Origin of the sequence: Bradyrhizobium sp. 2S1 (assembly GCF_011516625.5) — a bacterium.
GTDB lineage: Bacteria > Pseudomonadota > Alphaproteobacteria > Rhizobiales > Xanthobacteraceae > Bradyrhizobium > Bradyrhizobium septentrionale.
Window position 1 is genome coordinate 5,124,635 of the sequence record NZ_CP147717.1, and the last position, 13,363, is coordinate 5,137,997.

Annotated in this window: 14 protein-coding genes; 6 read left to right on the top strand and 8 right to left on the bottom strand. The window is 63.3% G+C overall.

All coding sequences use genetic code 11. From position 1 onward, the window contains the following. The first annotated feature begins 50 nt into the window (after positions 1–50). Together HAP54_RS24125 and HAP54_RS24130 are read left to right on the top strand one after the other, a co-directional pair. Positions 51–707 (top strand): glutathione S-transferase, encoded by a 657-nt coding sequence (locus HAP54_RS24125; RefSeq protein WP_029079025.1) that lies wholly within the window; start codon positions 51–53, stop codon positions 705–707. 320 nt (positions 708–1,027) lie between these two features. After that, positions 1,028–1,462 carry a cupin domain-containing protein gene (locus HAP54_RS24130; protein ID WP_166304188.1) on the top strand — a complete coding sequence of 145 codons (435 nt, stop codon included), beginning with the start codon at positions 1,028–1,030 and terminating at the stop codon, positions 1,460–1,462. A 288-nt stretch (positions 1,463–1,750) separates the two neighbouring features. Here HAP54_RS24130 and HAP54_RS24135 read toward each other — a convergent pair whose 3' ends face one another. Both HAP54_RS24135 and HAP54_RS24140 read right to left on the bottom strand, forming a co-directional pair. Beyond that, positions 1,751–3,094 (bottom strand): IS1380-like element ISBdi2 family transposase, encoded by a 1,344-nt coding sequence (locus tag HAP54_RS24135; protein ID WP_166204320.1) that lies wholly within the window; start codon positions 3,092–3,094, stop codon positions 1,751–1,753. A gap of 244 nt (positions 3,095–3,338) precedes the next feature. Further along, a complete protein-coding gene (locus tag HAP54_RS24140) occupies positions 3,339–3,563 on the bottom strand; it encodes a hypothetical protein (protein ID WP_166304191.1) in 225 nt (74 codons plus the stop codon). Between the two features lie 195 nt (positions 3,564–3,758). Between HAP54_RS24140 and HAP54_RS24145 the strand changes: the two genes are divergently transcribed. Next, positions 3,759–4,130: a DUF3450 domain-containing protein gene (locus HAP54_RS24145; RefSeq protein WP_166304194.1), complete on the top strand. Its 372-nt coding sequence runs from the start codon at positions 3,759–3,761 to the stop codon at positions 4,128–4,130. Between the two features lie 184 nt (positions 4,131–4,314). Here HAP54_RS24145 and HAP54_RS24150 read toward each other — a convergent pair whose 3' ends face one another. Together HAP54_RS24150 and HAP54_RS24155 are read right to left on the bottom strand one after the other, a co-directional pair. Then, positions 4,315–5,418, bottom strand: coding sequence for a mandelate racemase/muconate lactonizing enzyme family protein (locus HAP54_RS24150; RefSeq protein ID WP_166304197.1), 1,104 nt, complete (start codon positions 5,416–5,418; stop codon positions 4,315–4,317). A 148-nt stretch (positions 5,419–5,566) separates the two neighbouring features. Continuing rightward, positions 5,567–6,808: an ABC transporter substrate-binding protein gene (locus HAP54_RS24155; protein ID WP_166304200.1), complete on the bottom strand. Its 1,242-nt coding sequence runs from the start codon at positions 6,806–6,808 to the stop codon at positions 5,567–5,569. Between the two features lie 238 nt (positions 6,809–7,046). Here HAP54_RS24155 and HAP54_RS24160 point away from each other — a divergent pair, with 238 nt between their 5' ends. Next, positions 7,047–7,886 carry an AraC family transcriptional regulator gene (locus HAP54_RS24160; RefSeq protein WP_166304202.1) on the top strand — a complete coding sequence of 280 codons (840 nt, stop codon included), beginning with the start codon at positions 7,047–7,049 and terminating at the stop codon, positions 7,884–7,886. A 208-nt stretch (positions 7,887–8,094) separates the two neighbouring features. Here HAP54_RS24160 and HAP54_RS24165 read toward each other — a convergent pair whose 3' ends face one another. After that, positions 8,095–9,105 carry a polyprenyl synthetase family protein gene (locus HAP54_RS24165; protein WP_166304205.1) on the bottom strand — a complete coding sequence of 337 codons (1,011 nt, stop codon included), beginning with the start codon at positions 9,103–9,105 and terminating at the stop codon, positions 8,095–8,097. A 135-nt stretch (positions 9,106–9,240) separates the two neighbouring features. On the opposite strand from HAP54_RS24165, the gene HAP54_RS24170 reads away from it, so the two are divergent. Beyond that, entirely contained in the window at positions 9,241–9,468 is a 228-nt protein-coding gene (locus HAP54_RS24170) for a DUF2007 domain-containing protein (RefSeq protein ID WP_106320528.1), read from the top strand. Continuing rightward, positions 9,461–10,288 carry a tRNA1(Val) (adenine(37)-N6)-methyltransferase gene (locus HAP54_RS24175; RefSeq protein ID WP_339156853.1) on the top strand — a complete coding sequence of 276 codons (828 nt, stop codon included), beginning with the start codon at positions 9,461–9,463 and terminating at the stop codon, positions 10,286–10,288. The genes HAP54_RS24170 and HAP54_RS24175 overlap by 8 nt, the downstream gene beginning before the upstream one ends. A 226-nt stretch (positions 10,289–10,514) precedes the next feature. On the opposite strand, the gene HAP54_RS24180 is transcribed toward HAP54_RS24175, so the two are convergent. The 3 genes from HAP54_RS24180 to HAP54_RS24190 form a co-directional block, all read right to left on the bottom strand. Continuing rightward, positions 10,515–12,188: a recombinase family protein gene (locus HAP54_RS24180; protein WP_166304210.1), complete on the bottom strand. Its 1,674-nt coding sequence runs from the start codon at positions 12,186–12,188 to the stop codon at positions 10,515–10,517. A gap of 580 nt (positions 12,189–12,768) precedes the next feature. Beyond that, complete coding sequence (locus tag HAP54_RS24185) at positions 12,769–13,152, bottom strand: hypothetical protein (protein WP_166304212.1); 384 nt, start codon at positions 13,150–13,152, stop codon at positions 12,769–12,771. Continuing rightward, entirely contained in the window at positions 13,143–13,361 is a 219-nt protein-coding gene (locus HAP54_RS24190) for a hypothetical protein (RefSeq protein ID WP_166304215.1), read from the bottom strand. The genes HAP54_RS24185 and HAP54_RS24190 overlap by 10 nt, the downstream gene beginning before the upstream one ends. Between the last annotated feature and the right edge of the window lie 2 nt (positions 13,362–13,363).

Genomic DNA, 13,363 nt, shown 5'->3' on the forward strand with positions numbered 1-13,363 from the left:
CGGCGCGCAGGTCCGGGGGCTAAGGACGCGTTCAGGCGTGAGGAGCGGGCATGGCGAAAGCGACACTCACCATCAGCAGCAAGAATTATTCGTCGTGGTCGCTGCGCGGCTGGCTGCTGGCGAAATTCGCCGGGCTGGAGTTCGAGGAGGTGGTCACGGCGCCCGACGACGCCTCGGCACGGGCCGAATTGCTGCTGTTGTCGTCGTCGATCCTGGTGCCCTGCCTGCGCCACGAGGGCGCAACCGTCTGGGATACGCTGGCGATCGGCGAGTATCTCAACGAGATCATGCCGCATGCCGGGCTGTTGCCGGACGACCGGATCCAGCGTGCGCATTGCCGCTCGATCTCGGGCGAAATCCATTCCGGCTTCACCACACTGCGGGCCTCGCTGCCGGTCAACCTCAAGGGCCATTTCCCCGGCTTCAAGATCTGGTCGCGGGCGCAGGCCGACATCGACCGCGTCTGCGTGATCTGGCGCGATTGCCTCGGCATATCCGGTGGGCCGTTCCTGTTCGGCGAACGCCGCACCATGGCGGACGCGATGTATGCGCCGGTCGTGACCCGCTTCATGACCTATGACGTGAAGCTCGACCCCGTGCTCGCGGCGTATGCCAAGACCATCATGGCGATGCCCGAGATGCAGGAATGGATCGAGGCCGCGAAGGCCGAGCCTGCCGACGTCGAGGAGCTCGAGGTCGAATATTAGGCAGTACCCAGGCGGCCTGCCTGCGTCGGCGGCTCAAGCTCCAGGCAAGCCTTGCTCAACAGACGTGCCGTCGGCGTCAGGTCCTGGCGGCGCGCGGGGCGCGCGACGCGATCCGCGCCGAATGAAAATTTGCGCTTTGCGCCAGATGCTTCCACTGCGACATCAGCTCACGGCAAGACCGAACACTGCAGCACAATCGGGCTGGCAAGGATTTCGCATAGCAACATCGAGCTGTGACCGCGACGATGCGACGCTGCCGAAAATTTGGACGCTGAGCCCGCGCCGCGATCTCGCGAATACGAGAACCGTGGAGGCTTGAAATGAATCAGCACGCCGTCGTCAGCAAATTCTCCCACGTCAAACCAGGTGACACCGAGTTCAAGGGCGGAGGTCTGCGCGACTTCTTCCTGTATCGCGATCTCGGCATCGCCGACGCCACCGGCGGGCAGGTGATCTGCCATCTGGTCAAGGCCAATCCCGATCTGCCGCCGGAGCAGGGCACCGGCTGGCACAAGCATCTGTGCGATTTCCAGATCGTCATCATGACCAAGGGCTGGGCCCGCTTCATGTACGAGGATAAGGAGACGCTGGTCGAGGCCGGCGACGTCATCCATCAGCGCCCCGGCATCACCCACTATCTGTTCGATTACTCGAAGGACATGGAATACCTCGAGATCGTCAGCCCGGCCGATTTCAAGACCGTGGATGTGCCGCCGGCGACCGAGACGGTGCCGCCGGTCACGCCGTGGAAATGACCGCGAGGAGGGTTCGCAATGTCGTCTGCGGAGGAATTAACCTTTGTCGTCGGCCGCTGGCTGCGGCCGATCGTGATGCTTCTGTATGTGGTGCGCAGCCTCGGGCTGATGACCACATCTAGCCCGTCCTATTCGTGAGAGTGCTTTTTTTAGTCCGATTGATGTGGCCGCACATCTGCTCTGACGAGGCGCGCGGGATTGCCTTCGGCTTTTCACCGCCTGACGACCCGTACTTTGCAACGCGCTTGAGGGATGGGTTGGGCGAACGGGGGGCGGACGCCCCGCCGGTCAAGGACCGAGCGGCAGCAGCGCGCCTGGCAAGCCGCGGATCAGGTCGGCTTCGGGACATGCCGCGGCAAACGCAAGGCGAATGCGGCTCGTGGTCTCGACGACACGGGCAGCGAGTTTCAAGAGACGAAGACGCAGCGTCGCGAACTCGGCTGTGGCCAATTCCCGGGCTTTGGGAATCGCGTCGCGCACGGTCAGCATCAGCCAATAAGCGGCGGTGTGGAGAACGAGGCGGACTTGATTGGCGAGCGCCGAACGGCAGCTGGTGCGATCGGAGGCGAGCTGTGTCTTATGCAGCTTGATCAGATTCTCGGCTTGGCCGCGCGCGCAATACAGGCTGTCGTAGATCCACTCGGCCGAGCCGACATCGAGGCTGGTGACGACGAAACGGATGTCGAGGCCGAGCATCGTCGCCTCAATACGGGCGACGGTACGCCGTTCGCGATCCCAGGACTTGGCCTTGTGGCGCGTCTCGGTATAGCCACGCAGAACCGGCAGGTTCTCGATGGCGCGTCGCGTGCGGATGTCGTCGGCGGCCTCGTCGAGTTTTCTGGCGAGCGGCTTGGTGCCGGACAGACCGAAGATGTAGTCGATGCCGTTGGTCTCGCACCACGCCATTGCCTCCGGCCGGGCATAGTGCCCGTCGCCACGGAACGTAATTCGCGTGTTGTGCCACCGCGTCCGGATATGCCGTATCAGGCGGCGCAGATGGGCACGCACCTCGACGCCGCCCGGCGTCTTGCCGGGCCGCAACACGACCGCCACGGGCCGGCTCTTCTCCGTGTCGTAGACGTGGATCGGCAGGAAGCAGCGTTCGTCATAATGAGCGTTGAACAGCGAGAGCTGCTGATGGCCGTGGACGACATCGCAGGTATCATCGATGTCGAGCGTGACGGATGCCGGCTCGCGCGGGTAGCTATCCATCCATGCGTCGACCAAAGTGTAGGTCAGTCGGATCACGTCGCGCAGGCGCGGAGCATTCTCCAGCCGCGACAGCGTCGGTTGGGAACACAGATCGCGACCCGTGTCCGGCAGCCGTCCGCAGGCCAGCTTGAATGCGGGATCGGACCGCAGATGATCGAGGTCGTCGGCGTCCTCGTAGCCGCAGCAGATCGCGAACATGCGCGCGCGGAACATATCGACAAGGCTGTGCACGACCCGCGTCGGATCGCGCCGATCCGGGAACACCCGGGCCAAATTGTCGGCCAAGCCGAGACGCCGCTCGGCCATCGCCAGAAGCATCACGCCCCCGTTCGAGGTCAGCCGACCGCCATCGAAGGCAGCTGTGACTTTCTTGGCGTGAACGGCTGGAAACGAGAAGGGCAGAATCGTATCATCGGTCATGGCGGGCCTGGCGTTCGCGGTTGAGGTGATGGGGTTGGCTTTGCAACCGAATCCTACGCCGCATCAGCGCTTTACACCACGCTCGCCAGCCTCTCAGGCGCACTCTGACGAATAAGACGGGCTAGCCGTGAACAGCGGAGTACGGCGCTCGATCAGTGATTCGGACGCGGTTCGTTCCACCCGCGTTCCAAATCTTAAAGTCGTGCGCGTGCGCGTCGCGTTTTGAAACAGCGCTTGTGCGCTGTTACGCCATGCCCGCCTGCTTCACGCGCGGCATGCGCCAGGCAATGACATTGACCTCCAGCGCGCCGCCGGTTGTGTCATTGCGCCACCGGCCGTCGATGAACCGGCAGGCGAACGGCAGCTGATACGTTCCGCTGTGATCCTCACAAAGCACTTCCACGCGTTGTTCCGGCGAAGGTTCGCCATTGCCGTCGAATTGCGCCAGCCGTTTTTCGCGCGTAGCCATACGATCTGTCTCCACTGCCCAAGGTCGAGCCAAAACGGGTCGAACCAAACGAGTTCCGAAGGCCCCCGTCCCCACGAGTAGTCCCCGTAATGGGTGAAGCACACCGCTTGAATGCGGTTTCAGTGTGGTATGTCTGCCTAGCTTTCAGCGTCGTGAGCACAAAACTGTGAAAGACGCTTCTGATTGGGGATGATGATGTTCGCTCGTATCGCTGTTGCCTTGCTCGCGCTGATTGCGCTCGGCGTCGTCGGAACTGCGCATGCGCAAGACGTTCCCGGCATCGAGATCTGCACCGTCGAGAAGACGATGGAGCGGCGCACCAGCTGTCTGCAGAGCAATGTCGATTTCCTGCAGAAGACCGTCAACAAGCTGACATCAGATCATCAGCAGAAGCTCGACGCTGCCAACCGGCAGATCGAAAGCCTGAAGAGTTTGGTCGCGAGTTTGCAAAAGCTCGTCGCCGACCAGCAGGCGGGGCAGCTCAAGCTGACGGAAGATTTGAAGAAGAAGGCTGACGCTCCGCCGGCGAAGGATGCTGCGCCTGCCGCGAAGGACGGGACGAAGTAGCAAAGGTCGATCCGCGAATTGCCTTCGCCTCTCCCGCTCGCGGGGGAGGCCGTATCGCATCGTCAGATGCGATACGGGTGGGGGATTTCTCCACACGAAGGATATCGCTTGCGGTGACACCCCCACCCCAACCCTCCCCCGCAAGCGGGAGAGGGGGCGCACTTTCTTCGCGGCGCATCTCGGCTCACGCCACCCGATACTGCTCCATCACATCGCGATCCGGCTCGTAGCCGAGCCCGGGGCCCTGCGGCACGGCGACATGGCCGTTGGTGTCGACAGCGATGCGGTCGCCCCACAGGCAGGCGGGGCGCTTCATGAAGAACATTTCGATCAGGCCTTCGTCGCGGATCGCCATCAGATGCAGGGTGGCGAGGAAACCCGGCCCGAAATAGGGCGAGTGCGGAATCACCTGGACGCCGAACTCGTCGGCGAGCACGGCCACCTTCAGGAATTCGGTGACGCCGCCGACCTTGATCACCGACGGCTGCGCGTGACTGACCGCGCCTGCGGTCATCATCTGGCGGAATTGATGCACGGTGCAGGCGTTCTCGCCGGCCGCGATATCGAGCCGGCCCTCCCGACGCACCTCGGCGAGCGTCGCAAAATCCTCCGGCGGCCAGACCGGCTCCTCCAGGAACATCGGCGCGGCCTGCTTACAGTCGCGGGCGAATTGAATGGCCGCCGGCCCGTCCAGCGGGCAGTTCATGTCGACCATCAGTGGCACGCCGGGGCCGATCGCCTCGCGCGCGGCTGACACCGCCGGCACGGTGGTCTCGTGCAGCTTGATCGCGGCATAGCCAAGCTTGATCGCCTTCCTGCATTCGGCGGCGATCTGCGCGGGATTGCCGATCCGCATCAAGCTTGCGTAGGCCGGAATGGAGCTGCGCCGCGCGCCGCCGATCAATTGATGCAGCGGTGCGCCCTTCACCTTGCCGGCCAGATCCCACAGCGCGATGTCGAGCGCCGAGATCGCAAACATCGTGATGCCATAGCGGCCGAACAGGTGCAGATTGCGCTGGATCTGCTCCATCACGGCGGGAATCTTTGCGGCGTCCGGCACGTCGAGGCCGCGGGCCTGCGGCGCGATCATCTCGGTCACCGCCGTGCAACTCGTCTGCGGGCAGACATAGGCGAAGGCATCGCCCCAGCCGGTCAGGCCGGCATCGGTCGACACCTCGACCAGCACCATGTCGAGCGCCGAGATCGCGGATGCGCCCTGGCGGAAGCTCGCGGGCCCTGCGTCATAGGGAATCCGGATATGGTGGGCGCGGACATCGGTGATCTTCATTGTTGTTGTCCTTCCGATCGCAGGATGTGCCTGGTTCCGGCCATCCCAACTCTTGCTTGTGACGAGTTTTGCTCGTCAATCGTGTCGAAGGCGTGGATGCCCGGCCCAAGACCGGGCATCGCGAACTGCGAAATTGTGGAGAAAGCTGTTACGAGCTCTTCTCGCCGCTCATGACGGGACCGAACCGCTCCCAGCTCTCGCCCTTGAAGCGCATCATCTGCAACTGCTCGATCGGTGCATAGTCATCCGGCCCGGTCTTGATCTTGGTGCCGGGCAGGTAGATGCCGATCTCGAAGTTGAGGCTGGCCGCCTGCTTGATCAGGTTCTCGCGGGTCAGGTCGTCGCCGCATTGCCGCAACACCTGCTCCAGCCCCTTGGCGACGCCATAGCCGAACACGGTCGAGGCGTCGTTCTGGTCGCCTTCAGGATACCACTTGGTCATGAAGGCACGCCACTCGTTCATGGCCGAATCGTTCTTCCACTCGTGATCCGCGGGATCCTTCAGATACTGGGTCGACAGGATGTCCTGGCTCGCCTCGTAGCCGGCCGGCTTCATCACGCCGCCGATCGAGACCGAGACGTTGGTCAGGAACTGGACCGGATGCCAGTCGAGCTCAGCGGCCTTCGTTATCGCCTGCGCCGCGAATTTCGGGGTTGCGATGTTGACGAAGATGTCGGGGTTGGCGCCCTTGATCTGCACGATCTGCGAATCCACCGTCGGTGACGACGTCTCGTAGGAGGATTCGACGATGATCAGCTTCTTGGCCTGATCGCCGAGCCCGTCGTGCAGCCCGATCAGATAGTCCTTGCCGAAATCGTCATTCTGATAGAGCACGCCGATGGTCTTGCCGGGATATTTCTGCAGAATGAATTTGGCATAGATGCGGGCCTCGACCTGGTAGCTCGGCTGCCAGCCCATGGTCCACGGGAAATTCTTCGGGTCGTTCCACTTGGCGGCGCCGGTGGAGACGAACAGCTGCGGCACCTTCTTGGCATTCATGTATTTCTGGATCGCGGTGTTGCCCGGCGTTCCCAGCGGATTGAAGATCAAAAGCACCTCGTCGCTCTCGACCAGCTTGCGGGCCTGCTCGACCATCTTCGGCGGGCTGTAGGCGTCATCATAGGAGATGAAGTTGACCTTGCGGCCGTTGATGCCGCCTTCGCTGTTGAGCTTGTTGAAATAGGCGGCTTCGGTCTTGCCGATCGTGGCATAGGCGGACGCCGGACCCGAATAGGGCATGATGTTGCCGACCTTGATCTCGGTGTCGGTCGCGCCCGGATCATACTTCTTCTGTGCGTTGGCGGCGGTTGCGACGGCGATCGTCAAAAGCCCCGCAAGCGCCGCTGATTTGACGCAGTTGACATAGCTCAGGCGTGGGTAGTGCATCATTGTCCTCCCTGACATGCTGGCCGCGGCTCGTGCAGTCTTGATTTTCGGGCAGCTTGATGAGCCGTCGGATCGATGCAACTGCGAGTATGCACGATTGCAACGGTGTTACCAGCGACGGCTTTGCGGTAAATTTCCGTAGAGCGGAACCAGAGTTTCCGCCGTTGCGCAGCAAGGACTGTCAAGCGCCGCGTTCGGCAGGCGCGCATGATGTGCGTGCTTTGAAGGAAGGCCGTCGTCCATGAATCCAGCCCAGAAGGCGCTCTGGTACATCGAGAGCCACCTCCGTCGGCCGATGACGCTCGATGACATCGCAGCCGTCGCCGGGGTCTCGCGCTTTCATCTGGTGCGGGCATTCGCGGAAGCAACCGGGTTTTCGGTGATGCGCTATTTGCGGGCGCGCCGCCTCAGCGAGGCCGCGCGCGAGCTCGCGGCCGGTGTGCCCGATATTCTCAGCCTGGCGCTTGATGCGGATTACGGCTCCCACGAAGCATTCACCCGCGCGTTCCGCGACCATTTCGGCGTCACGCCCGAGACGGTGCGCGCCACGACGTGCCTGACCAAGCTCAAGCTGCAGGAGCCGATCACCATGATCTCGACCGCTCTCGATCACATCGATCCGCCGCGCATCGCAACCGGCAAGGCCTTTCTCGTTGCCGGCGTCGGCGAGCGCTACAACCACGCCAATGACAGCACCGCCGGCATCCCGAACCAATGGCATGGCTTCCACCAGCAATGCGCACACATTCCCCGCCAGGTCGGCAACATCGCCTACGGCGTCTGCTGCAACGGCGACGACGCCGGGAATTTCGATTACATCGCAGGTATCGAGGTCGCCGATTTCTCTGACCTGCCGCGCGAGTTCGCGCACGTCAGAATCCCGGCGCAGAGATATCTCGTGTTCACCCACACCGACCACATCTCGACCATCCGCCGCACCGTCAACACGATCTGGAATCGCTGGCTGCCGCAATCCGGCATGAAGGTCGCCGACGCGCCGAACTTCGAGCGCTACGACGAGAAGTTCGAGAAGAACAGCGGCAACGGCGGGCTCGAGATCTGGGTGCCGGTGGAGGGGTAGAGAACTTGTCCCGTCATCCTGAGGTGCGAGCGGAGCGAGCCTCGAAGGATGCACGGCCCGGCTGGTGGCCGTCGATCCTTCGAGACGCGCTGCGCGCTCCTCAGGATGACGGGGCCAACACCGACGCATCGGGCCGGAACAGTCTCAAGTCATCCCTGCTTTCGAAGGGACGACACCGTCTATGATGCTCAGTGAGTGCGAGACCTACTCAATGCGAGCGCGCGAGGCAGAACGCGACGACCTCTTCCAGCGCCGTCTTCATCGGCGAGGGCGGGAACAGCGCCAGAGCGTCGACCGACATCGCGCCGTAGTGCTGGGCGCGGCTGATCGTGTCTTCCAGCGCGCGGTGCTTGGTCATCAGCCCGATCGCGTGGTCGAGATCGGCAGCGCCGATCTCGCCGCGCTCGAGTGCGCGAATCCAGAACTTGCGCTCGGTGTCGTTGCCGCGGCGGAAGGCGAGCACGACGGGAAGGGTGATCTTGCCCTCGCGGAAATCGTCGCCGACATTCTTGCCGAGTTTGGCAGATTTGCCGCCATAGTCGAGCACGTCGTCGACGAGCTGGAAGGCGATACCGAGATTCATGCCGACCGAGCGGCAGGCGGTCTGTTCGGCCTTGGGCCGGTTGGCGATCACGGGGCCGACCTCGCAGGCGGCGGCGAACAGCTCCGCGGTCTTGCCGCGGATCACCGCGAGATATTCGTCCTCGGTGGTCGCGGTGTTCTTGGCGGCGGCAAGCTGCATCACCTCGCCCTCGGCGATGGTGGCGGCGGCCGCGGACAGGATGTCGAGCGCGCGCAGCGAGCCGACCTCGACCATCATGCGGAACGCCTGGCCGAGCAGGAAGTCGCCGACCAGCACGCTGGCCTCATTGCCCCACAGCATCCGCGCCGACAATTTGCCGCGGCGCAGCTCGCTCTCATCGACCACGTCGTCATGCAACAGGGTTGCGGTATGCATGAACTCGACCGCGGCGGCGAGCTTGATATGGCCGTCGCCGGAATAGTCGGCGAGCTGCGCCATCGCCAAGGTCAGCATCGGACGCAGCCGCTTGCCCCCGGAGGAGATCAAATGATTGGCGACCTCGGGGATCATGGTGACCTCGGAGCCGGTCCTGGAGAGGATCGTCGTGTTGACGCGCTCCATGTCCGCGGCGAGAAGTCCCACCAGCCCGTCGATCGAAGCATTGGACGGGCTTTCGAAGGGTACAATAACCGCCACGCTGGTCTCCAATTTTGCCGATTTCTCACTATGCTCAGCTATAACAATAGAAACTGCGCGGTGCAGCGGCAAGGCCATCAAGTTATTGACATGTGGCGCATTGGCCGCACAGCCGGGCCAACAGGAGAGTGCGTTTTGCGGGAATTGGTACGGACCAATGACATTGTGCTGGTCTCCGCCATCGGCGCGTTGCTCGACAGCGCTAACATCCATCATCTGGTGCTGGACCAGAACATGAGCATCATCGAGGGCTCGCTCGGCGTGCTGCCGCGGCGGATCCTGGTGCATGAGGACGACAACCACGAGGCCCGCCAGCTCCTGACCGACGCCGGCCTCGGCCACGAATTGCGGGCCGATGATTAGAGCGTTTTCAAGCGAAGTGGACCCCGGTTCGCGTGAGGAAAACGCGTCAAAAAAGGAGTCTCCGGCCGCCGACGTCACCGAGGACGGATTTCTCGGCGGGCAATTGCGCCTGCGGCAGCCGCGCGGCGGCCACCGCGCCGGCCATGACGCGATCCTGCTGGCCGCGGCGACGCCGGCGCGATCCGGCGACCGCGTCGTCGATCTTGGTTCCGGCGTCGGCGCCGCCGGGCTCGCCGTGGCGCGGCGGGTGAGGGGGATCAATCTGGTTCTGGTCGAAATCGATCCGACGCTGGCCGAGCTCGCACGGAATAATGCCGGCCACAATGCGATCATGGCCGACGTGATCGTGCTCGATGTCGAGGCCCGTGCTGCAGCCTTCGATGACGCTGGTCTTGCACCCGACAGCGCCGACGTCGTGCTGATGAACCCGCCGTTCAACGATCCGTCGCGGCACCAGGCCTCGCCGGACGGCGTGCGGGAGCGCGCTCATGTCGCGACCGCGACCACGCTCGCCGGCTGGGTCCACGTCGCACGGCGGATTCTCAGGTCGAACGGGCAGCTTGCGCTGATCTGGCGAGCCGACGGCATTGCCGAGGTGCTGGCCGCGCTGGAGCGCGGCTTCGGCAGCCTCGAGATCCTGCCGGTTCACGCCGACGCGACGTCGCCGGCGATCCGAATCCTGGTGCGGGCCGTCAAGGGCGGCCGGGCGCCGGCGCGGCTCCATGCCGCACTGTTGCTCAAGGAAGAGTCAGGTGTGCCCAATAAATGGGTGCAGGAGGTCTTGGCTGGAAAGGGAGAATTGCCGCTGGCGCGGCGCTAGCGGGCAGGCGAACTGCCCACGTCGTCTGGCACTAAACTACTGCGAGGCCGTTTCTGACTGGCGATCAGGCGTCGAAGTGAAGTGAATCGCGGTCAGCAGTGTTCCGATCAGCAAAATCAGCAGATAGATCTTCATGGGTCCCTCTCCGCCCGCGCGTTGCAACCCCAATGACAAAATGCAAAACGCGTTCCACGGATTCCAATGACAGTGGCGTGATAAAAAATGGTTAATTCGAGGTAACGGCATTGCCTGTAGCGAAATAGGCAAACCCCTCATCCGCCAACATTTTTTCGTGCGACCGGGCCTCCGGGAAGAGTTTTAGATTTCCGATCGCCGAGACCCGGGCGTAAAGGGCCAAGTCATAGGGCTGCTTCTTCGGGGTCGGATGGACCACCACGCAATCCACGAGATTGGCAAAGGCCGCCCGGCAGGCCGGGTCATCGGGGTTCCGGCCGAGCAGATCGATCAGGGTCTCCACGCTCTTGCCGAAGGCGGCCATGGTAGCGTCAGGGAGGGATGTCACATTGCTGCCCTTGCCGAGCAGCCGGAGCCGCTCCTCAATGGCGACCCGCTCGGCCTCCTTGGCTTTCATCTTCGCCTTAATCTCGGCCGCCGGGAGATCGCCATCGCCGAGGGCATCGACCAGTCGGGAGATTTGGAGCTTGAGCCGATCGAGATCGCGTTGCGCCTGGACCCGCTCCTCGTTCTCTTCCCGCTCGGCCTTGGCGAGTTCCAGTGTCCGGGCGCGGTGCCGGCGCTTCAAGAATTCGGGGTTGGTCAACTCCTCCTTCACCTTGCCCATGACCTCGGCCGTGATCGCGTCAATCGCGTAGCTCTTGGCATGGGCGCAGGATTGCCGGTGGGTGGCGTTTGAGCATGCCACCCGGCCGCCCCGGGTCGAGGAGACCAGAACCATATTCCCGCTACAGGTCGCGCACCGGATCAGGCCGGCGAGAATACCCTGCTTGCGAGCCAGCGTCGGCGCCGGCTTGCATCCGCCCGGGTTCATCTTCTTCTTGCGGGCCTTCCGGACGGCGTGCGCGGCCTCCCATAGCTCGTCCGAGATGATGCGCAGTTGCGGCGCGTCCACCATCAGCAAGTCGTCCGGATCGGCGCGCCGGGCCAGCCGCCGGCCATCGTCTGGGTTCTTCACATAGCGAATGCGGTTACGGACGATCTTGCCGCGATAAATTTCGCGGTGGAGCATTCCCATGCCGGTCGAGCCGCCATCCGATCCGCAGATGCCCTGATAATTCCAGACCGCCGCTCCGGTGGGTGAGGGGATACCGTCAGACTTCAAGGCTTTGACGATTTGGCGCGGCGTCGATCCGCTCGCGTACTCCGTGAAGATGCGGCGCACGATCGCCGCCTCGGTTTCATTGATGACGCGCACCCCGGGCTGACCCGGCACCGCGCTGTAGCCGTAACACTTGCCCCCGGCGATCTTGCCCTCGCGGGTCAGTTCGTCATGCCCGCTCTTGACGCGCCCGGCCAACTTCCGAATGAAGTCCTCGTTGCTGTGCCCGTCGAAAGTCAATTGCATGTCACTGACTTCGCCGGCCGGGGTAAACAGCGTCACCTCGTTAAACTTGAACCGCTTGTTCAGCCAAAACAGGTCCGCCCGATCGCGCGAGAGGCGGTCAGTCGCCTCGACCAGCACCACGTCGAACTCGTGCCGCGCCGCCGCGCCGAGCAAGTCTCGGGTCAGGCCCGGCCGCTCGAACAGTGTTGTCGCCGATTGAGCGCGATCCGCAAAGTAGTGCTGCTTGTCGAGCTTGAAACCGAGCCGGCGCGCGGCCTTCTCCAAATCGGCGAACTGCCGGTCGATCGACTTGTCCTTTTGGAGGTCGCTCGAAAATCGGGCGTAGAGCGCGGCCCGCTTGGCGCTAACTGCCTTCATCTATCTTCCCCTGCCGTCGCAATCGTATGATCTCACGCGCTTCAAGCCGGCCGATCGCGTCCGCCAATTCCAACCATGCATTGCGGTGGCTGGGATGATCGATGCTCCGAGGATCGGAGCGGTCGAGCGGCCGAATGATCGCCCTTTGGGCGCCCGGCTTGGGGCCGGGCTTCCGGGCTTGGGCGCATTTACGCATTACTAAAACCCTGTCCGACATGCGGGAAAATCGTAAAAAGTGCAATAATTCCCGCTATCTACCGATAGTCCCGACATTATTTGGGTCGGGTTTCGGCCCCTTTCGGCCGGGGCCTGTTTCACTCTGCTGATTTGCGCCGCTGATTTGCCCCGGGGCGGGGTCAGTCCGGCCGGCGGCGGCGGGACTTGCGGGCCTTTCGGGTATTCCGCACAACCCGGGCCTTATGGCAGGCCTTGCAGACCTTCATGCGGCGCGGCTTATAGCCATCACGCGCTTGCATGTAGAAATCGGTCTCGGGCTTTTGCTCACCGCATGCTTTGCAAACCAACGTAGGGGTCGCCGCCAGGGCGGCTTGCTCACTCTCACTCATCACGGACTTTCCACTCATCGCCCCCGCATCTTGCGCTTCGGCCACCGCGACCGGCGCGGCTCGCGCTGATCCTTTGGCGTGAGCAAGCGTCGCCGAAAGTCTTCCTCGGCCGCCGCGACCCGCCTGATCTTCGCGATCTCGGGCGCATCCTTTTTCGCGGTCTTGATCCGATGCTCCGGGATCAGTCGCGGGTCCAAATTCCATGGCTCGGTCGGGCCGCCGGCCTCGGCGCGGATCGGGTGATGATCGAACTGGAACAGCGAGATGATTTGATCAGCCGACATGGCCTTGGAGTGCTCGTGTGGGATCAGGCGGTCGCCGCGCTCGTCGGTCAATGCGAGCAGCGCGGCGGCGCATTTGATCCGCAAACTCGGCGAGCGCGCAGTCCTCACAGCCATCCATTCTCCCGCAATATCTCTCGGCCTTTCTCCGAGAGGCGAAACCGCCTGAGATGCACCGGCCGGTCATCCGGAGCGCGCTCGATCATGTCGCGCTTGACGAGTCGCGTCCGCATCGAATGCCCGGGCGCGCTCCGGTTGAACCATCCGACCTCGCCGCGCGCCGCGAACCAGCGCAGTGCCTTTATGGTTGCCGGCGTGACGGTCATGC